Raw genomic sequence first — 18,072 nt, forward strand, 5'->3', positions numbered from 1 at the left:
CCATCGCGCAGGGCGCTTGCCTTCACGTCCCTCAGAGCACCGCGAACTGCTCGCGCAGCACGTTTTTCTGCACCTTGCCCATGGTATTGCGCGGCAGCTCGTCCACCAGGTGCACGCGCTTCGGTACCTTGAAGTTGGCGATGCGGCCCTTGAGCGTGCCGATCAGCACCGCTTCATCGATCTCCGCGCCCGGCTTGCGCACCACCACCGCCACCACCGCCTCGCCGAAGTCCGCGTGCGGCACGCCGATCACCGCGCTCTCGGCCACACCCGGCATCTCGTCGATAAAGCTCTCGATCTCCTTCGGGTAGACGTTGTAGCCGCCCGAAATGATCAGGTCCTTGCTGCGCCCGACGATGGTCAGGTAGTTGTCCGGCACCACGCGCTCGCCAGCCTGGCTGACCATGGCGCCGCCGAAGCGACCGACGTCGCCGGTCTTGAACCAGCCGTCTTCCGTGAACTCTTCCTTCGTCTTCTCCGGCATGCGCCAGTAGCCCTTGAACACGTTGGGGCCCTGGACCTCGACATTGCCGATCTCGCCCGGCGCGCACGGCTGGCCCTCGCCATCGACCACGCGCACGGACACGCCCGGCAACGGCATGCCGACGGTGCCGCCGATGCGCTCGCCCAGCGCCGCATCATACGGATTCGACACCAGCATCACGGTCTCGCTCATGCCGTAGCGTTCCAGGATGGTATGGCCGGTGCGCTCGCGGAAGGCATCGAAGGTTTCCATCAGCAGCGGCGCCGAACCCGACACGAACAGCCGCATGCGGCGACAGGTGTCATCGTCGAAGCGCGGCTCCTGCAGCATGCGCACGTAGTAGGTCGGCACACCCATCATTATCGTGCAGCGCGGCAGGAATTTCAGCACCTGCGCCATGTCCAGCCTGGGCGCCCAGATCATCTTGGCGCCGGCCAGCAACGCGCCGTGCGACGCGACAAAGAGGCCGTGCACGTGGAAGATCGGCAGCATGTGCAGCAGCACGTCGTCGCTGCGCCAGCCCCAGAATTCATGCAGCGTCTGTGCATTGGCTGCCAGGTTGCGGTGCGTCAGCATCGCGCCCTTGCTGCGGCCGGTGGTGCCGGAGGTGTAGAGGATGGCGGCAAGGTCGTCGTCCTGGCGCGCGACCGTCTCGAAGGCATCTGGCTTGCCCGCCGCGCGCGACAGCAGCGAGCCGCTGCGGTCGTCGTCCAGCGTAAAGACGTGGTTCACGCCGTAACGGAACGCCACCTTGGAGACCCAGCCGAAATTCTTGCTGCCGCAGACCACCACCGACGGCTCGGCATTGCCGACGAAGTAGTCGATCTCGGCTTCCTGGTAGGCGGTGTTCAGCGGCAGGTAGACGTAGCCCGCGCGCAGCGTGGCCAGGTACAGGAACAGCGCTTCGGGGGACTTCTCCACCTGCACCGCCACGCGCGCGCCTTCAGGCAGGTGCAGCGAAGCCAGCAGGTTGGCCAGCTTGGCGGTGGCGCGGTCAAGGTCGTCCCAGCTGTAGTACAGCCCGTCATGGGTCTCGATGCAGCAGGCGGTGCGGTCGGCGGGGAAGCGGGATTCGAACAGGGCGAACAGGTTGGCGTTCATGGCGGGGATCGAACGAAAGGCTAAGGAAAACGAAGAAGACAAGGATGTGGGAGGCAGTGCCCTACTCCCCACGGAATTGCGGCGGCCGGCGCGCGAGGAAGGCGGCGACGCCTTCCGCGTGGTCCGCGCCTTCGGCATAGGCGAAATGGGCATCCAGTTCAGCCGGCGAAAGCGGTGCCGGCGACGGCGCCAGCCGGCGGATGGTGGCCTTGTTGATGCGGGCCGCGGCGGGCGCGCCGGCAGCGATGCGGCGCACCGTGGCATCAACCTCCGCAGCCAGCGCGCCGAGCTCGACCACGCGCGTCAGCAGCCCCTTCTCGCGCGCCTCGGCGGCGCCGAATACGCGGCCTTCGAGCAGGATCTCGAGCGCCGTGGCACGGCCCGCCAGCGCCAGCAGGCCTTGCAGCTCGCCGGGCGCCATCGGGAAGCCCAGCCGGTTGATCGGCACGCCGAAGCGGCTGTCCGAGGCGGCGATGCGCAGGTCGCAATGGCAGGCGATTTCCAGCCCGCCGCCCACGCAGACGCCCTCGATCATCGCGATGGTGGGGTGCGTGCATTGCGCCACCGCCGCCAGCGCGGGCGCGATGGTGGCCATGTGGTAGTGACGCACCGCGGCCTCGTCGCCACGCTCGGCGGGAAACTCGGCGATATCTGCGCCAGCGGCAAAGTTGCCGTCGGCGCCGCGCACCACCACGCAGCGCAGCGAGGTATCGGCCGACAGGCGCGCAAAGCCCGCGGCCAGCTCGCGCCACATCTGCGCGGAAATGGCGTTGAGCTTGCCCGCGTGCGACAGCGTTACGGTGGCAGTAGTGCCTTGCGCGGCAAACTGCACGGTGCCGCTCATGGCTGTGCCCCCTGGCATCGGATCAGCATTGGCATGGTGTCCCGTCAGTCGATCGTGGCGCCGGACTGCTGCACCACCTGGGCCCAGCGCCGGATCTCGGCGCGCTGGAACTGCGCGAACTGTTCCTGCGTGAAGGCGGGCGTATCCGAGCCATTGCTGAGCCAGACCTGCTTGAGGTCCGGCGTGTTCAGCGCCTTCTCGGTTTCGGCGTACAGGCGGTCAACGATCTCCTTGGGCGTGCCCTTGGGCACCCACATCGCATACCAGGTGGACACGTCAAAATTGGGCACGCCGGCCTCGGCCGCGGTCGGCACATTGGGGAAGGCTGCCGAGCGCTTGGTCGAAGCCACGGCCAGCGCCTTGATGCGGCCGGCGCGGATATGCTGCGCCGATGAGCCCAGGCCGTCGAACATCAGGTCGACCTGGCCCGCGATCAGGTCGGACAGCGCCGGGCCCGCGCCCTTGTACGGGATATGGGTGATGAAGGTCTTGGTCTGGAGCTTGAACAGCTCGCCGGCCAGGTGGTGCGACGAGCCGTTGCCGGCTGAACCGTAGTTCAGCTTGCCGGGATTGGCCTTGGCGTAGGCAATCAGCTCCTGCAACGTGTTGGCCTTGACGCGGCTGGGGTTGACCACCACCACCTGCGGCGGCTGCGCGATCACCGTGACCGGGATGAAATCCTTTTCGATGTCGTAGTCCAGCTTCTTGTAGAACGACGGCGCAATGGCGTGGTGGGCGCCGCCGATAAACACCGTGTAGCCGTCCGGCGCGGCCTTGGCCGCGATGCTGGCGCCGACCGTGCCACCGGCGCCGCCGCGGTTGTCGATCACGAACTGCTTGCCGAGCTGCTTGGACAGCTGCGCGGTCAGCGGCCGGGCAAAGGCGTCGGTGCCACCGCCAGCGGGAAACGGCACGATCACGGTAACGGGCTTGGAAGGCCAGGTATCGGCATGCGCGGCGGGCGCCGCAAGCATGGCGCCGGCGCTGATGCCGGCCAGGCCCAGGGCCGTGCCCGCTGCGCGCGCGCATGCGGCCAGGCTGAACTGACGACGATTCATGTTGTTGTCTCCTCTCTCTTCTGGAAAGTCAAGCTGATGGCCACACGCACCTGCACAGGCACGCGCCGCGGCTGGCTTTGCTTCTACGACATGGGTCCCGACAAAAGAACGCGGCGCGCCAGGCGCCGCGGGTGCGAGGGCGATCCCGTGACCGGACTAGGGCGATCCCCGTGACCGTACCAGGGTCACAGCAGCTTCCCGACGCTACGGCTGATCCGCGGGTTGCCGGCGCCCAAGCGTGCCAGATTGTCATCCAGCGCCTCGGGCACGTAAAGGTAATTGACCATCATGCCGCAGCTCTGGCTGCGGCCTTTGCGCGACAGGTCGGCGCCCCAGTTCAGCCGCTCCACGCAGGCACCGTTGCCCAGGTGGAAGCGCGCCACCGGATCGGCCGGCATCGACTGGTTGCGTTCGCGCACCAGGAAATGCGCGGCCAGGGTCATGGCGGTGTCGCGGACCACGGCATCGGCGGCATCCGGCGCCAGCGCTTCCAGCCAACCGGCGCCGTCGGCGGGCGCATTGCCGTGGCGCTCACGCCAGCGCGCCACACGTTTGTCGCCCAGCACGCGCGCCACGGCATCGCCATCCTCCTTGCGCAGCCAGTCGGCAAACCCCGGGATCGGCGACAGCGTGGCGAACTGCTTTACTTTCGGGAATTCGCGCTGCACTTCCTCGATCACGCGCTTGAGCAGGAAATTGCCGAAGCTGACCCCGCGCAGGCCCGCCTGCGTATTGCTGATCGAATAAAAGATCGCCCACTTGACGCGGCGCAGGTCTTCCAGCGGCGCGGCCTCATCCAGCAAGGTATGGACATCGGCCGCCATCTCCGGGGCGAAGGCCACTTCGACAAAGATCAGCGGCTCGCGCGGGATGCGGGGGTGGAAGAAGGCGTAGCAGCGGCGGTCGGAATCGAGGCGGTTGCGCAGGTCGGTCCATGAGGCGATCTCATGCACGGCCTCGTAGCGGATCAGCTTTTCCAGCAGCGACGCCGGCGAGTCCCAGGTGATCGGCTGCAGTTCCAGCAGGCCCACGTCGAACCAGTTGGAGAACAGCGCCTCGAGGTCGTCGTCGAGCGGACGCAGGCCGGGCATGCGGCGCTGCCAGCGCAGCATGTCGGCCCGCAGCTGGATCAGGAAATGCAGGCCGCAGGCGCTGCTGCCACGCTGGCCGTGCAGCGCGGCCAGCCGCTTGAAGAAGCGGATGCGCGCATTGGACAGTGCCTGGCTCAGGCCCGACGGCCCGGCCTGCGCGCGTGCGCCCCGCGCCGCCTTGTCGGCGTCGGCAGCCCCCTCTTCACCGCCGCTGCCGGCCACCTCGGCCAGCACCGCGAGCATGCCGCGCCGGGTGGCCTCGCCGGCAGCTTCGTATTCAGCCTGCCAGGCCTGCGCGGCGGCATTGGCGGCGCCATCGGTCAGGCGCGCGTCGAAACACAGGCGCAGCTGCTCGCGCTGGCGGCGGACCACGCGCGGCGGCAGCGGCGCCTCGCCGTCAGCCGGCGTGATTGCGGTGGCCTTGGCATTGGCCCTGGCGTCGCCCTCGCCCTTGCGTCCCCACCAGCGGCCCAGCCGCGACAGGATATTCGAGCCAGACGGCTCGCTCTCGCCCAGCGGCGCACTGATCTTCTGGTCACCTGTGTCGAAGGAATTCATGCGGTACCTGCCTTGGTGCATCGATCGGAACGTGGGAAAAACATCGGTGTGGCCTGGTGTGGCGTCGCGCGGCTACGCTTCGCCGCCCGCCACGCGCAACGCAGGCGGCGCGCGTACGGCCTGCGTCTCTGCCGCCACGGCGGCGCCGCCGGCATCCAGCGTCTTGAGCGCGCCGCGCTGGCGCAGCAGGTGGGTCTTCATCATCGCCTCGGCGCCTTCAGGGTCCCGGGCCTTGAGCGCGGCAAACACCGACAGGTGCTCGGCGCACGATTCCTGGATCCGGCCCGGCAGCTTCAGGCTCTTGTGGCGCGACAGCCGCAGCACCTTGCGCAGGTCGCTGATCAGCCCCGTCAGCCAGCGGTTGCCGGCCAGCCGCTGGATCGCTTCATGGATCTGGGCGTTGGTCTCGTAGTAGGCGTCGATGTCGCCGGCCTGCGCGTAGCGCGCCAGGTCGGCATGCAGGCCGTCCAGCGCGTCCAGGTCGGCGCGCGTGGCGTTGCGGGCGGCCTCATAGGCGCAACGCCCTTCCAGCAGCGCCATCAGCGGGAAGATCTCATCCAGGTCCTGCTCGGAGAGTTCATTGACGAAGCAGCCGCGGCGCGGCTCCAGCCGCACCAGGCCCTCGGCGGCCAGCACCTTGAGCGCCTCGCGCAGCGGCGTGCGCGAGATGCCCAGCATTTCGGCCATGGCGTTCTCGTCGATCCATGCGCCGGGCACCAACCTGTGCGCGTCGATCATGGCGCGCAACCGGTCTGCCACTTCCAGATACAACGCCTGCTGGACGATGCGCATGCTTCCCCCGGGTCTCTTTGACGTGACCGGGCCGCCGATCACGATCCGGCTGTGGGAACCGATGCGCCCCGTTCGCCATAATTCATAATTATGGATTAGGACGTGAACGATACAAGGGATTTCGATGCTGCGCTGCAACCGCCCGGAAAACCGGCGTTGCGCTGGGTGTCGCGGAAAAAACCGCGGAGAAGAAAGGAGATATGGCGCGAGGTGCGGCGGGCGTTTCCCTGCCTCCCCGCTAGGAAACGCCCGCGCCTGAAAAGAACTGCCTGTACTACTGTTTCATCGCAGGCGGTCACCGTGAGCGTCCGCCGCGTGGGTCCATGGATTAGCTGGCGCTGGCCCTGCACCACCCCTTGAAACGCGCTGGATGCGCGGATTTTCCCGTGCCCGTATAGGTTCGTGAAGCGCGGCAAGTGACCCTTGACCCTACAGGCCTACTCCCCCCTGGCGCTACCGTGGCGACTGTGGCTTGCCGCTCATCTTGTAACAAGATCCATAGCGATTTGCGTGCCAGCGGGACTAAGTCCCTGATTTTATTGATGGCGCGCATTCGAAACTTGTTACAGAATGAGATCAGTGTAACAGAATGTTTCTAGACTGTTACGCGGGTTTTCCCACATTCGCGCTGGCGGGACCTGGCTGGCGGCAACTGCATATGCAGATTGTGCCGTCTCCGTTATTTATCGGTGCGAGAATGTGAGCGCATCGCCGCAAATGTCCCGATTGATGTGGTTGCATTTCTGAAACTACGGAAAAGATTGCTGTCTTTTACTGTCGTTTTCCAAACACACCTGGAGCTCCCGCCATGCAAGCTGGCAGCAGCGATTTCACCCTGGCCGACGACGCGGCCTTCCCCGCCGAACCACGCCATGCCGCACCGCGGCCGCTGGCCCTGACCTTCAACGGATCCGGCTCGGAGTATTTCCGGATCTGGATCGTCAATGTGCTGCTGACCCTGGTCACGTTCGGCATCTATTCGGCCTGGGCCAAGGTCCGCACGCTGCAGTACTTTTATCGCAATACGCAGCTCGACGGCGCCAGCTTCGACTACCACGGCAAGCCGTCGGCAATCCTGAAAGGCCGCGCCATCGTGTTTGCGCTGGTGTTCGCCTTCCAGATCGCCTCGACCTTCTCACCCTTCCTCGCACTGGCGATGCTGGTGGCGCTGCTGGCGCTATTCCCGTTGCTGCTGGTGCGTTCGCTGCGTTTTCGCATGGCCAACTCCAGCTACCGCGGCCTGCGCTTCGCCTTCACCGGCGGCGATGCCGATGCCTATAAGGTGTTCGTGCTGTGGCCGCTGGCGGCAGTGGCCACGCTGGGCTTGCTGGGGCCGGTGGCGCATCAGCGCTTCAAGCGTTATCAGCACAACCACACCCGCTTCGGCACCGCACCGTTTGCCTTCGACGCCGGCGCGGGCGCTTTCTACAGGGTCTACCTGCGTGCCTTCGGCGTGATGGTGGCGCTGGTCGCGGCCGCGGCGCTGGCCGGCTTCGTGCTGGGCGCGAGCGCTTCGGGCAAGGCGGGCATGATGCTGTCGTTCGGCATCGGCGTGGGCGGTTTCTACCTGGCGCTGCTGGCCGTCAGCCCTTACGTGATGGCGCGCCTGCAGAATGTCGTGTGGAGCCACACCACGCTGGCGCCGCATGCGTTTCGCAGCGAGGTCGGCGCGGCCCGCATGGTCTTTATCTTCGTCACCAACCTGATCGCCATCGCGCTGACGCTGGGCCTGTTCCTGCCGTTCGCGCGGGTGCGCTCGGCGCGCTACCGGCTCGAATGCGTGACCATGCTGGCGGCCGGTCCGCTCGACAGCTTCGTGGCCGGCGAGGCGCAGCAAGTGGGTGCGCTGGGCGAGGCGGCGGTAGACTGGTACGACATCGACATCGCGCTCTGAGGCGCCATGCGCTGATCACGCCAGCACCATGATCCCAGTCACCTTCTTCGATGGCCGCTCGTCGCGCGCGCATCCGGCCACGCTGGCCGTCGAGGCACAGCAGGCCGTGCTGCGCGACGCTTCCGGCGGCGAACTGCGGCGCGCGCCGCTGTCGGACCTGCGCGTGTCCGAACGCGTACGCCGCGCGCCGCGGCTGGTCACCTTTGCCGACGGCGCCTTCTGCGAGATCACCGACCACGCCGCCTTCGACCACATGCTGGCCGCCACTGGCCACCGCGACAGTCTGGTGGCGCGCGCGCAAAACAGCTGGCGCCTGGCCGGCCTCGCCGTGGCGGCGCTGGTTGCGGTACTGGTGCTGGGCTACTACGTGCTGCTGCCATGGGGCGCGGGCATGATGGCGCGCGCGGTGCCGCCCGAGCTGGAGGCCCGTCTCGGCAAGCTGACCCTGGCGAGCCTGGACAACGGCGTGGTCAAGCCGACGCAATTGCCGGCCGCGGAGCAGCAGCGCATCCGCTCGGGCTTCGCGGCGCTGCGGCGGCCGCCCGATGCCGGGCACGACTACCAGATCCTGTTCCGCCAGGGCGGAGAAATCGGCGCCAATGCGCTGGCCTTGCCGGGCGGCACCATCGTGGTCACCGACGAACTGGTCAGCCTGGCGGGCACCGGTCCCGGCATGATGGGCGTGCTGGCCCACGAAGCGGGCCACGTGGCCAGGCGCCACGGACTGCAGCAGGTGATCCAGGGGTCGGCGCTGGCCGCGCTGTCGGCCTACCTGTTCGGCGATATCTCGTCGGTGCTGGCGGGCGTGCCGGCAGCCATGCTGACGCTGCGCTATTCACGCGAGCACGAGCGCGAGGCCGACGCCTATGCGATCGAGGTCATGCAGCGCAATGGCCTGCCGCCAGCGGCGCTGGCCGACGTGCTGGTCAGGCTGGAGAACCGGCGCGGTTCGGCGTCGGACGCCGAGCCGGAGCGCGGCCAGGACTTCATGTCGACCCACCCGCAAACGCAGGCGCGCATCGACGCCCTGCGCCGCGCCGGCAAATAGCGCAGGCCGGAACCGGAACTCAGGCCGCCGGCTGCGATGCGCCGGCGCCGGTCTGGCGCCGGTAGGCCCAGACCACCATGGCGATGCCGGCCAGGATCATCGGCAGGCTCAGCCACTGGCCCATCGACAGCTTCAGCGCCAGCAGGCCCAGGAAGTTGTCGGGCTCGCGCGCGAACTCCGCGACAAAGCGGAAGGCGCCGTAACCGATCAGGAATACGCCCGATACCGCGCCCATCGGCCGCGGCTTGCGCGCAAACAGCCACAGGATGATGAACAGCGCCACGCCTTCACCCGCGAACTGATAGAGCTGCGACGGATGGCGCGGGATGTTGTCGCCGGCCTGCGGGAAGATCATGCCCCACGGCAGGTCGGTGGCACGGCCCCACAGCTCGCCGTTGATGAAGTTGCCGATGCGCCCGGCGGCCAGCCCACAGGGAATCATCGGCGCGATGAAATCGGTCACTTCCATCCAGTGGCGCCGGCGCAGTCTGCCGAACAGCCACATCGCCACGACCACGCCCAGGAAGCCGCCATGGAAGGCCATGCCGCCTTCCCATACCTTGAAGATCTCGATCGGGTGGGACAGGTAGTAGGACGGCTTGTAGAACAGCACATAGCCCAGCCGCCCGCCCAGGATCACGCCCAGCACGCCGAAGAACAGCATGTCGTCCAGGTCGCGCGTGGTCCAGCCCTTGGCCGCGATATGCGGCTGGCGGATGCGCAGGCGCCCGAACCACAGGAACATGATGAACCCGGCCAGGTACATCAGCCCGTACCAGCGGATGGCAAGCGGGCCCAGGTGGATGGCTACCGGGTCGAACTGGGGATGAATCAGCATGTTGGCGTGAATGGTGGTTGAAAAGGCCGCAGCCTGCGTATTGTCCGCGGCCTCGGTGACATTCGTGAGGTCAGCGACGGGCAAGCCCGGCTGTGCCCGCTTCTTGCGCAAGCGCGGTCGCAATGTCGATGAATGAGCGCAGCACCGGCGCCACGCCGGTGGACGCGCCGTCGCGCCACACCAGGCCGGTCTCGATCTGCGGGCCGGCCTCGCGCAGCGCCAGGTACGACACGCCGGTGCGGCGAAGGTTGCACAGCGACGCCGGCACCAACGCCACGCCCATGCCGGCCGACACCAGGCTGACAATGGTCTGCATCTGGATGGCTTCCTGCGCGATCACGGGCACCAGGCCCTCGCGCGCATAGTAGCCCGTAATGATGTCATAAAACGCTGGCGCGCTTCGGCGCGGGAAGATGATCAGCGGTTCATGGGCGGCCTCGCGTAGCGAAACCGTACCGTCAGGCAGCGACACGCTGCCATCGCCCGCTGCCCGCCAGCCGTCGGGCACGGCCAGCACCAGCGGCTCGCTGACCAGCGGCAGGTAGGCCAGCCCGTGCGGCATGGCCGGCAGCTGCGGCCGGATCACCAGGCCGGCATCGATCGCGCCTTCCATCAGCGCTTCGAGCTGTACGTCGCTGGTGGCCTCGCGCAATTGCAGCTGCACCTCCGGGTGGCGGGCACGGAAGCGCCGTAGCAGGTCAGGCAGGATGCCGTAGTCGGCGGTGCTGACAAAGGCCAGCGACAGCGACCCCAACTCGCCCCGCGCCAGCCGCTGCGCCAGCCCGGGCAGCGCCGCGGCATCGGCCAGCACGCGCCGCACCTCGGGCAGCCACTGCTGGCCGGCCGGCGTCAGCGCCACCGAGCGCCGCGTGCGCGCGAACAGCTGCACGCCGATCTCCTCTTCCAGCGCCTGGATCTGCTGCGACAAGGGCGGCTGCGTCATCGACAGGCGCTGCGCCGCGCGGCCGAAATGCAACTCTTCCGCCACTGTGACGAAGTAACGCAGCTGGCGCAGGTCCAATATGGCTCCTGATATCTTTTTCGACTCAATAAAGGTCAAATAATATATTTGACACTCCAAAACGCAAGCGTCATTCTTTGGCGCACAACATCGCCGCCGCGCGTTCGGCTTTCAGGCGCAGCGCGGAGCGGCACTGAAGATCCCCCGGAGACTTCCCACCATGGCATTCAACAAGCGCTCGCAGAACATCACGCAAGGCGTGGCACGTTCCCCCAACCGCTCGATGTACTACGCACTCGGCTACCAGAAGGAAGACTTCGACAAGCCGATGGTGGGCATCGCCAACGGCCATTCGACCATCACCCCCTGCAACGCCGGCCTGCAGCGCCTGGCCGATGCCGCCATCGACGCCATCAAGGCATCGGGCGCCAACCCGCAGGTGTTCGGCACCCCGACCATCTCGGACGGCATGTCGATGGGTACCGAGGGCATGAAGTACTCGCTGATCTCGCGCGAAGTCATTGCCGACTGCATCGAGACCGCGGCGCAGGGCCAGTGGATGGACGGCGTGGTCGTGATCGGCGGCTGCGACAAGAACATGCCGGGCGGCATGATCGCGCTGGCGCGCACCAACGTGCCGGGCATCTACGTGTACGGCGGCACCATCAAGCCGGGCAACTGGAAGGGCAAGGACCTGACCATCGTCTCGTCGTTCGAGGCCGTGGGCGAATTCACCGCCGGGCGCATGAGCCAGGAAGACTTCGAGGGCGTGGAAAAGAACGCCTGCCCGTCCACCGGCTCGTGCGGCGGCATGTACACCGCCAACACCATGAGCTCGTCGTTCGAGGCGCTGGGCATGTCGCTGCTATATTCGTCGACCATGGCCAACCCCGACCAGGAAAAGGTCGACAGCGCCGCCGAATCGGCCCGCGTGCTGGTGGAAGCCGTCAAGCAGGACATCAAGCCGCGCGACATCATCACGCGCAAGTCGATCGAGAACGCGGTGGCGCTGATCATGGCCACCGGCGGCTCGACCAACGCCGTGCTGCACTACCTGGCCATCGCCCACGCCGCCGAGGTCGAATGGACCATCGACGACTTCGAGCGCATCCGCCGCAAGGTGCCGGTGATCTGCAACCTGAAGCCGTCGGGCCAGTACGTGGCGACCGACCTGCACCGCGCCGGCGGCATCCCGCAGGTGATGAAGATCCTGCTCAAGGCGGGCCTCTTGCACGGCGACTGCCTGACCATCACCGGCCGCACGCTGGCTGAAGAACTGGAAAACGTGCCCGACGCCCCGCGCGCCGACCAGGACGTGATCCTGCCGATCGACAAGGCGCTCTACGCCGAGGGCCACCTGGCCATCCTGAAGGGCAACCTGGCCGAAGAAGGCGCGGTCGCCAAGATCAGCGGCCTGAAGAACCCGGTCATCACCGGCCCGGCCCGCGTGTTCGAGGACGAGCAGAGCGCGATGGACGCCATCCTGGCCGACAAGATCAAAGCCGGCGACATCCTGGTGCTGCGCTACCTGGGCCCCAAGGGCGGCCCCGGCATGCCGGAAATGCTGGCCCCGACCTCGGCGATCATCGGCAAGGGCCTGGGCGAATCGGTCGGCTTCATCACCGACGGCCGCTTCTCGGGCGGCACCTGGGGCATGGTGGTCGGCCATGTGGCGCCGGAAGCGTACGTGGGCGGCACCATCGCGCTGGTGCAGGAAGGCGACTCGATCACCATCGACGCGCACAAGCTGCTGCTGCAGCTGAACGTGTCCGATGAAGAACTGGCCAGGCGCCGCGGCAGCTGGAAGCAGCCGGCCCCGCGCTACACCCGCGGCGTGCTGGCGAAGTTCTCGAAGCTGGCGTCGACGGCCAGCAAGGGTGCGGTCACGGACTGATTACGGCGCGCCAGATGTCAAAAAGCCTGCGATCGCTCGCAGGCTTTTTTTTTCGGCCACTGGCAGCAAGTGCCGGCTCAATCCCTGCCCGGCGTCTTCTCAATCTCCTCCAGCGTCGCATCCAGCCACTCAACCAGCCGCGCTTCCAGCGACTGTGTCAGCTCGCTGGCCAGTTGCGCCGTCAGCGGCGCCAGCCGCGACTGCAGCGTGGCTTCGGTGTGGGCGGCCACGACCTGCGGCCATTCGGTGCGAAAGCGCATCATCACGCGGCTGAGCAGTTCGGTGCGGACCGCGCGCAGGTCGTCTTCGCCCGGATCGCGGACCTCGGCGTGCGCGGCGGGCTGCGCCGGCGGCTCGCCGGTATCGCCCACCTGCATCACCAGCCCGGCATCGTCCATGCCGAAGGTATCGATCACGCCGCCCTGCGGCGCGGTCTCTGCATCCGGCAGTTCAACGACCTCGGTCAGCAGCGGAATGCTGTCGTTCGGGCCTGGGCGCGGGATCACCCGCGAGGTGGTGCGTTCGCTCATGCGGCGTCTCCCTTGGGCTGGCCGATGTCGTGGTGCGTCAGCGGATAGCCGCGTTCGCGGTAGAAGCGGTAGCGCTGGCGGCCGGCCTCGCGCGCGGCATCGCCCGCGCCCACCACCTCGATCAGCCGTTCAAAGCTGGCAAACTGCGCCGGGGCCTCGTCCGCCAGGTTGATCAGCAGCTGGTGGTGCGGCACGCCTTCGGTGGTGGCGGCCAGCAGGATCGGGGTGACCGCCGCATTGGGGCTTTCCAGCCCGCAATGCGGCAGGAAGTCCAGCGCGGAGAACGTCCACAGGCGCGCGTCCAGGTCCGCCAGCTGCGCCGGCGCGCCGTGAATCACCACCTTTTGCCCGGCGCCGTAGGCCTTGCGGACCAGCCGGCAGACATAGCCGAGCACATCCGGCACGTTGCTGTGGAAGTCGATGCGCGTCATGGACAGTCGATGCTCCTTGCTTTGACCGCCGCCCTCAGGCCGCGCGGTCCATCAGGAACTGCGTCAGCATCGGCACCGGGCGGCCGGTGGCGCCCTTGGCCGCGCCGCTCTTCCAGGCCGTGCCGGCGATGTCCAGGTGGGCCCAGTCGTACTTCTCGGTAAAGCGCGCCAGGAAGCAGGCCGCGGTGACGCTGCCGGCCGGGCGGCCGCCGATATTGCCCATGTCGGCAAAGTTGGACTTGAGCTGGTCCTGGTACTCGTCGTCCAGCGGCATGCGCCAGGCGGTGTCCATGGCGCGGCGGCCGGACTGGAGCAGGGCGTCGGCAAGCGCGTCGGAGCGCGCGTACAGGCCGCTGTTGACGTGGCCGAGCGCGATGATGCAGGCGCCGGTCAGGGTCGCCACGTCGATCACCGCGGCCGGCTTGAAGCGCTCCACGTAGGTCAGCGCGTCGCACAGGATCAGGCGGCCTTCGGCATCGGTGTTCAGGATCTCGATGGTCTGGCCGGACATGCTGGTGACCACGTCACCAGGCTTGGTGGCGATGCCACTCGGCATGTTCTCGCAGGTCGGGACCACGGCGACGACATTGAGCTTCAGGCCCATCTCGGCGGCGGCCTGGATCGTGCCCAGCACCGAGGCGGCGCCGCACATGTCGTACTTCATCTCGTCCATGCCCTCGCCCGGCTTGAGCGAGATGCCGCCGGTGTCGAAGGTGATGCCCTTGCCCACCAGCACCACCGGCGCCTGCTTGGCGCCGGCGCCGTCATAGCGCAGCACGATGAACTGGGGCGGCTCCTCGCTGCCCTTGGTCACGGCCAGGAAGGCGCCCATGTTCAGGGCCTCGATCTGCTTGCGGCCCAGGATCTCGGCCTTGAGCTTGTGGCGCTTGGCAATGCCGCGGGCGGTATTGGCCAGGTAGGTCGGCGTACAGATATTGGACGGCAGGTTGCCCAGGTCGCGCGTCAGCTCCATGCCGTTGGCGATGGCGGTGCCGCGCACTGCGGCCTGGGTGGCGGCGCGGGCGTCGGCGCTGTCGACCGCGATCACGACCTTGCGCAGCGATGACATGTCGCTGCCGTTGGGCTTGCCGCTGGCGGCAGTCTGGGCGTTGGCGCGCTTCAGGCCCGGATGGCGCTCCAGCAGGCGGTAGCCGGCGTCGCGCACCAGGGTGATGGTGGTGATGACGGCCCAGGCGACGTCGCGCTGCTGTGGCGCCTGTTGCGCCAGGCACCACAGGGCCGTGGCCGCACGCGTGGACGACAAGGCACGCACGGCGGTACGGACCGCATCGGCAAAGGCCTTGTCGCTGAAATCGGCTTCCTTGCCCAGGCCCACCAGCAGCACGCGCGCGGCACCCACGCCGGCCACCTCATGCAGCATCAGGTGCGTGCCGCGCTTGCCCTCGAAGTCGCCCTGCTTGACCAGGCGGCCCACCAAGCCCTTGGTGGCCACATCCAGGGCCTTGGCCACGCCGGCCAGGTTCTGGCCTTCGAACAGTCCAACCACGAGGCAGTCGGTCTTGGTCGCCAGGAAACCATTTTGGCCGGCTTTGCTCCAATCCAGGGCTTTTGTGCTAAATTCCATCGCGCTTCCTTCCAGGGGCTCGTTAGACACGAAAGCCTCCATTATCCGCGATTTTTACCCCGCGACCTGCCGCCGCTGATACGCCCCGGCCACGCTGACAGCACGCTGTGCCGCCAGCCAGCCGTTCTGCCAGGCACATCGCACGGCACATCGCCCGCTCCGGCCGGCAGCCCGGAACCGAACCTGCATGATCCTTCAACAAGCCCTGCGACGCGAGCTCGCCTACACCGCCGGCGCGGTGTTCCTGGTGATGCTGACCTTCATGCTCACGTCGCTCGTGATCCGCATCCTGGGGATGGCAGCCAACGGCAAGGCCAGCCCCAACGACGTGCTGATGCTGATCGGCCTGGCCACCATCGGCTACCTGTCGATCCTGCTCTCGGCCACGCTGTTCATTTCCACCCTGATCGTGCTGACGCGCTGGTACAAGGATTCGGAAATGGTGGTGTGGTTCTCCGCCGGCATCTCGCTGCGCGACCTGGTCAAGCCGGTGCTGCAGTTCGCCGCGCCCTTCATCGTGCTGGCGCTGCTGCTGGGCATGTTCGCCTGGCCCTGGGCCAACCAGCAGAGCACGCTGTTCCGCGACCGCTTCGAGCAGCGCGGGGTGATGTCGATGATCGCCGCCGGCCGCTTTATCGAGCCCGCCAAGGCCAACTACGTGCTGTTCATCGAAGGCATGGACGCCGACATGAAGCATGCGCGCAATGTCTTCGTGGCCAACGCCGAAGCCAACAAGATCGGCGTGGCGCTGGCGCACCAGGGCCAGTTCGAGACCATGCCCAACGGCGACCGCCTGGTGGTGATGGAAAACGGGCGGCGCTATTCCGGCACGCCCGGCCAGATCGACTACCGCATCGTCGAGTTCGAACGCTATGCGGTCAAGGTGGACAACAAGCCGCCCGAGTCCGAGGCCGACACGCCGCCCAAGAGCCGCGACACCATCGACCTGATCCGCAACCCCACGCGTGAAAACCTGGGCGAGCTGCTGTGGCGCATCTCGCTGCCGATCCTGGCCTTTAACTTCGTCATGATCGCGATCCCGCTGGCCTACGTGAACCCGCGCCTGGGACGCTACACGCCGCTGGTGTTCGCGGTGCTGATCTACCTGACCTACAGCAACCTGATCAACCTGTCGCAGTCCTGGGTGCGCTCGGGCGCGCTTCCGTTCTGGCTGGCATGGTGGCCGATCCACCTGGGGGTGTTGCTGGGGGCGCTGCTGCTGTTCCGCTACCGCCAGAACCGCAGCCTGGGCGGCTGGCGCGCCGTGTTCGGCCTGCGCAGGCGCAATACCGGCACGCGTGCGACCACCGGAGGCCGGGCATGAGGATCCTGCGCGTCTATGAACGCTACTTCGGCCGCCTGGTCTATGGCGTGTTCGCCTTCATCCTGTTCGCGGTGCTGTCGCTGTTCGTGTTCTTCGACATGCTCAGTGAGCTGGAGAGCGTCAACGGCAAGTACACCTCGCTGATCGCGCTGTTCCACGTGCTGCTGCAGGCGCCCACGCGCGTGTACGAAGTGCTGCCGATCGCGGTGCTGATCAGTGCGATCTACGTGTTCTCGCAGCTGGCCAGCCAGTCCGAGTTCACCATCTTCCGCGTGGCCGGCCTGAACACGCGCCAGGCGCTGTTCTCGCTGTTCAAGCTGGCGGTGCCGCTAGCGCTGGTGACCTTTATCTTCGGCGAGTTCATCGGCCCGCGCGCCGAGCAGTTCGCGCAGAAGGTCAAGCTCGAGGCAATCGGCGCAACGGTGTCGTCGGACTTCCGCTCCGGGGTCTGGGTCAAGGACCGCGACAAGGATGCCGCCGGCGGCGGCGAGATCACCCGCTTCGTCAACGTGGCGGGGCTGCGGCCGGACCAGACCATCACCGGCATCACCATGTATGAGTTCGACCCGCAATACCGCCTGCGCGTGATCCGCGTGGCGCAGGAGGGGCGCTACCAGGGGGGCCAGTCGTGGGAGCTGCAGAACGTCAGCGAAACCCGCTTCATCGAGCTGGCGCCGCAGGCCCAGGGCGCGCATCCGGCAGCCGCCCAACACCCGGCCCCCGCGCGCGACGCCCTGACCCCGGACTTCCGCGCCGAGCAGGTCAAGTTCCCGCGCGTGGCCATGCATTCCGAGCTGACGCCGCAGATCCTGTCGGTGCTGCTGGTGACGCCGGAACGGATGTCGACGCTGGACCTGTTCCGCTATATCCGCCACCTGCGCGACAACAAGCAGGACACGCAGCGCTATGAGATCGCCTTCTGGAAGAAGGTGGTCTACCCGCTGACGCTGTTCGTGATGGTGGCTCTGGCCCTGCCTTTCGCCTACCTGCACGCACGCGCCGGCGCCGTCGGCGTGAAGGTGTTCGGCGGCATCATGCTGGGGCTGTCGTTCCACTTGTCGAATACGCTGTTCTCGCATGTCGGCCTGCTGCATACCTGGCCGCCGATCATCTCGGCGCTGGTGCCGGGCACGCTCTACCTGATGGTGGCGCTGCTGGCACTGCGTTGGGTGGACCGGCACTGAGGCGAGGGTTGCCATGACCGCGCCCACCCAGGCCCTGGTGCTGTTCGCGCACGGCGCGCGCGATGCGCGCTGGCGCGAGCCGTTCGACCGCCTGCAGCAGAAGGTAGCCGCTGCCCTGCCCAGGTGCGAGGTGCGGCTGGCGTTCCTGGAGCTGATGACGCCGGTGCTGCCGGACGCGCTGGCCGACCTGGCGGCGCACGGCATGTCCGACGTCACCGTGGTGCCGGTGTTCCTGGGCCAGGGCGGTCACCTGCGGCGCGACCTGCCGGCCTTGCTCGACCAATGCCGGCAAGCGCACCCCGGGCTGCGCATCCATTGCGCGACGGCAGTGGGCGAGGCCGATGCGGTGCTGGATGCGATGGCGGCGTACTGCGTTGCCTCATTGCCCGGAAGCAGCCAGCCCTGAGCAGAAGCGCGGCCCGCCATGACAAAAGCCCTGTACCGGCATGCCGATA

The 18,072-nt window shown here is 67.4% G+C and carries 16 protein-coding genes; 6 read left to right on the forward strand and 10 right to left on the reverse strand.

Annotation, left to right across the window (positions count from 1 at the left end; all coding sequences use genetic code 11):
- Nucleotides 1–31: 31 nt before the first annotated feature.
- The 5 genes from DN412_RS01215 to DN412_RS01235 form a co-directional block, all read right to left on the reverse strand.
- Nucleotides 32–1,585, reverse strand: a complete 1,554-nt coding sequence (locus DN412_RS01215) for a malonate--CoA ligase (RefSeq protein ID WP_115012837.1) — start codon at nucleotides 1,583–1,585, stop codon at nucleotides 32–34.
- 61 nt (nucleotides 1,586–1,646) lie between these two features.
- Nucleotides 1,647–2,429, reverse strand: a complete 783-nt coding sequence (locus DN412_RS01220; RefSeq protein ID WP_115012838.1) for an enoyl-CoA hydratase/isomerase family protein — start codon at nucleotides 2,427–2,429, stop codon at nucleotides 1,647–1,649.
- Nucleotides 2,430–2,473: 44 nt separating this feature from the next.
- Nucleotides 2,474–3,487, reverse strand: a complete 1,014-nt coding sequence (locus DN412_RS01225; protein ID WP_115012839.1) for a Bug family tripartite tricarboxylate transporter substrate binding protein — start codon at nucleotides 3,485–3,487, stop codon at nucleotides 2,474–2,476.
- A gap of 185 nt (nucleotides 3,488–3,672) precedes the next feature.
- Nucleotides 3,673–5,136 carry a malonyl-CoA decarboxylase domain-containing protein gene (locus DN412_RS01230; RefSeq protein WP_115012840.1) on the reverse strand — a complete coding sequence of 488 codons (1,464 nt, stop codon included), beginning with the start codon at nucleotides 5,134–5,136 and terminating at the stop codon, nucleotides 3,673–3,675.
- Between the two features lie 72 nt (nucleotides 5,137–5,208).
- Nucleotides 5,209–5,928 carry a GntR family transcriptional regulator gene (locus DN412_RS01235; protein WP_115012841.1) on the reverse strand — a complete coding sequence of 240 codons (720 nt, stop codon included), beginning with the start codon at nucleotides 5,926–5,928 and terminating at the stop codon, nucleotides 5,209–5,211.
- Between the two features lie 808 nt (nucleotides 5,929–6,736).
- On the opposite strand from DN412_RS01235, the gene DN412_RS01240 reads away from it, so the two are divergent.
- Both DN412_RS01240 and DN412_RS01245 read left to right on the forward strand, forming a co-directional pair.
- Complete coding sequence (locus tag DN412_RS01240) at nucleotides 6,737–7,822, forward strand: YjgN family protein (protein ID WP_115012842.1); 1,086 nt, start codon at nucleotides 6,737–6,739, stop codon at nucleotides 7,820–7,822.
- Between the two features lie 28 nt (nucleotides 7,823–7,850).
- Nucleotides 7,851–8,870, forward strand: a complete 1,020-nt coding sequence (locus DN412_RS01245; RefSeq protein WP_115012843.1) for a M48 family metallopeptidase — start codon at nucleotides 7,851–7,853, stop codon at nucleotides 8,868–8,870.
- A 19-nt stretch (nucleotides 8,871–8,889) separates the two neighbouring features.
- Here the strand turns inward: DN412_RS01245 and lgt are convergent, their stop codons facing one another.
- Both lgt and DN412_RS01255 read right to left on the reverse strand, forming a co-directional pair.
- Nucleotides 8,890–9,708, reverse strand: a complete 819-nt coding sequence (lgt, locus tag DN412_RS01250; protein ID WP_115012976.1) for a prolipoprotein diacylglyceryl transferase — start codon at nucleotides 9,706–9,708, stop codon at nucleotides 8,890–8,892.
- 70 nt (nucleotides 9,709–9,778) lie between these two features.
- Nucleotides 9,779–10,729 (reverse strand): LysR family transcriptional regulator, encoded by a 951-nt coding sequence (locus DN412_RS01255; protein ID WP_115012844.1) that lies wholly within the window; start codon nucleotides 10,727–10,729, stop codon nucleotides 9,779–9,781.
- Nucleotides 10,730–10,889: 160 nt separating this feature from the next.
- Between DN412_RS01255 and ilvD the strand changes: the two genes are divergently transcribed.
- Nucleotides 10,890–12,563: a dihydroxy-acid dehydratase gene (gene ilvD, locus DN412_RS01260; protein ID WP_115012845.1), complete on the forward strand. Its 1,674-nt coding sequence runs from the start codon at nucleotides 10,890–10,892 to the stop codon at nucleotides 12,561–12,563.
- Between the two features lie 77 nt (nucleotides 12,564–12,640).
- Here ilvD and DN412_RS01265 read toward each other — a convergent pair whose 3' ends face one another.
- The 3 genes from DN412_RS01265 to DN412_RS01275 are packed head-to-tail and all read right to left on the reverse strand — an operon-like array spanning nucleotide 12,641 to nucleotide 15,109.
- The gene (locus DN412_RS01265) at nucleotides 12,641–13,093 is read right to left on the reverse strand and encodes a hypothetical protein (protein ID WP_078197694.1); all 453 of its coding nucleotides are present in this window, start codon (nucleotides 13,091–13,093) and stop codon (nucleotides 12,641–12,643) included.
- On the reverse strand, nucleotides 13,090–13,524 hold the full coding sequence (locus tag DN412_RS01270) for a DNA polymerase III subunit chi (protein WP_022536403.1): 435 nt from the start codon (nucleotides 13,522–13,524) through the stop codon (nucleotides 13,090–13,092). Before DN412_RS01270 ends, DN412_RS01265 begins: the two co-directional genes overlap by 4 nt.
- Before the next feature lie 34 nt (nucleotides 13,525–13,558).
- Nucleotides 13,559–15,109 (reverse strand): leucyl aminopeptidase, encoded by a 1,551-nt coding sequence (locus DN412_RS01275; protein ID WP_115012846.1) that lies wholly within the window; start codon nucleotides 15,107–15,109, stop codon nucleotides 13,559–13,561.
- A 187-nt stretch (nucleotides 15,110–15,296) separates the two neighbouring features.
- Here DN412_RS01275 and lptF point away from each other — a divergent pair, with 187 nt between their 5' ends.
- The 3 genes from lptF to DN412_RS01290 are packed head-to-tail and all read left to right on the forward strand — an operon-like array spanning nucleotide 15,297 to nucleotide 18,023.
- Nucleotides 15,297–16,433: an LPS export ABC transporter permease LptF gene (gene lptF / locus DN412_RS01280; protein ID WP_115012847.1), complete on the forward strand. Its 1,137-nt coding sequence runs from the start codon at nucleotides 15,297–15,299 to the stop codon at nucleotides 16,431–16,433.
- Nucleotides 16,430–17,617 carry an LPS export ABC transporter permease LptG gene (lptG, locus tag DN412_RS01285; protein WP_115012848.1) on the forward strand — a complete coding sequence of 396 codons (1,188 nt, stop codon included), beginning with the start codon at nucleotides 16,430–16,432 and terminating at the stop codon, nucleotides 17,615–17,617. Before lptF ends, lptG begins: the two co-directional genes overlap by 4 nt.
- Nucleotides 17,618–17,630: 13 nt before the next feature.
- Nucleotides 17,631–18,023: a sirohydrochlorin chelatase gene (locus DN412_RS01290; protein ID WP_115012849.1), complete on the forward strand. Its 393-nt coding sequence runs from the start codon at nucleotides 17,631–17,633 to the stop codon at nucleotides 18,021–18,023.
- The last annotated feature ends 49 nt before the right edge of the window (nucleotides 18,024–18,072 follow it).

The organism is Cupriavidus lacunae (assembly GCF_003353055.1).
Classification (GTDB): Bacteria; Pseudomonadota; Gammaproteobacteria; order Burkholderiales; family Burkholderiaceae; genus Cupriavidus; species Cupriavidus lacunae.

What these genes read in the sequence shown, in the direction of transcription:
- DN412_RS01225 (WP_115012839.1), bottom strand. Translation starts at nt 3,487, where the DNA reads ATGAATCGTCGTCAGTTCAGCCTGGCCGCATGCGCGCGCGCAGCGGGC.
- DN412_RS01215 (WP_115012837.1), bottom strand. Translation starts at nt 1,585, where the DNA reads ATGAACGCCAACCTGTTCGCCCTGTTCGAATCCCGCTTCCCCGCCGAC.
- lptG (WP_115012848.1), top strand. Translation starts at nt 16,430, where the DNA reads ATGAGGATCCTGCGCGTCTATGAACGCTACTTCGGCCGCCTGGTCTAT.
- DN412_RS01240 (WP_115012842.1), top strand. Translation starts at nt 6,737, where the DNA reads ATGCAAGCTGGCAGCAGCGATTTCACCCTGGCCGACGACGCGGCCTTC.
- DN412_RS01265 (WP_078197694.1), bottom strand. Translation starts at nt 13,093, where the DNA reads ATGAGCGAACGCACCACCTCGCGGGTGATCCCGCGCCCAGGCCCGAAC.
- DN412_RS01270 (WP_022536403.1), bottom strand. Translation starts at nt 13,524, where the DNA reads ATGACGCGCATCGACTTCCACAGCAACGTGCCGGATGTGCTCGGCTAT.
- DN412_RS01245 (WP_115012843.1), top strand. Translation starts at nt 7,851, where the DNA reads ATGATCCCAGTCACCTTCTTCGATGGCCGCTCGTCGCGCGCGCATCCG.
- DN412_RS01290 (WP_115012849.1), top strand. Translation starts at nt 17,631, where the DNA reads ATGACCGCGCCCACCCAGGCCCTGGTGCTGTTCGCGCACGGCGCGCGC.
- lptF (WP_115012847.1), top strand. Translation starts at nt 15,297, where the DNA reads ATGATCCTTCAACAAGCCCTGCGACGCGAGCTCGCCTACACCGCCGGC.
- DN412_RS01220 (WP_115012838.1), bottom strand. Translation starts at nt 2,429, where the DNA reads ATGAGCGGCACCGTGCAGTTTGCCGCGCAAGGCACTACTGCCACCGTA.
- DN412_RS01230 (WP_115012840.1), bottom strand. Translation starts at nt 5,136, where the DNA reads ATGAATTCCTTCGACACAGGTGACCAGAAGATCAGTGCGCCGCTGGGC.
- DN412_RS01235 (WP_115012841.1), bottom strand. Translation starts at nt 5,928, where the DNA reads ATGCGCATCGTCCAGCAGGCGTTGTATCTGGAAGTGGCAGACCGGTTG.
- DN412_RS01275 (WP_115012846.1), bottom strand. Translation starts at nt 15,109, where the DNA reads ATGGAATTTAGCACAAAAGCCCTGGATTGGAGCAAAGCCGGCCAAAAT.
- lgt (WP_115012976.1), bottom strand. Translation starts at nt 9,708, where the DNA reads ATGCTGATTCATCCCCAGTTCGACCCGGTAGCCATCCACCTGGGCCCG.
- ilvD (WP_115012845.1), top strand. Translation starts at nt 10,890, where the DNA reads ATGGCATTCAACAAGCGCTCGCAGAACATCACGCAAGGCGTGGCACGT.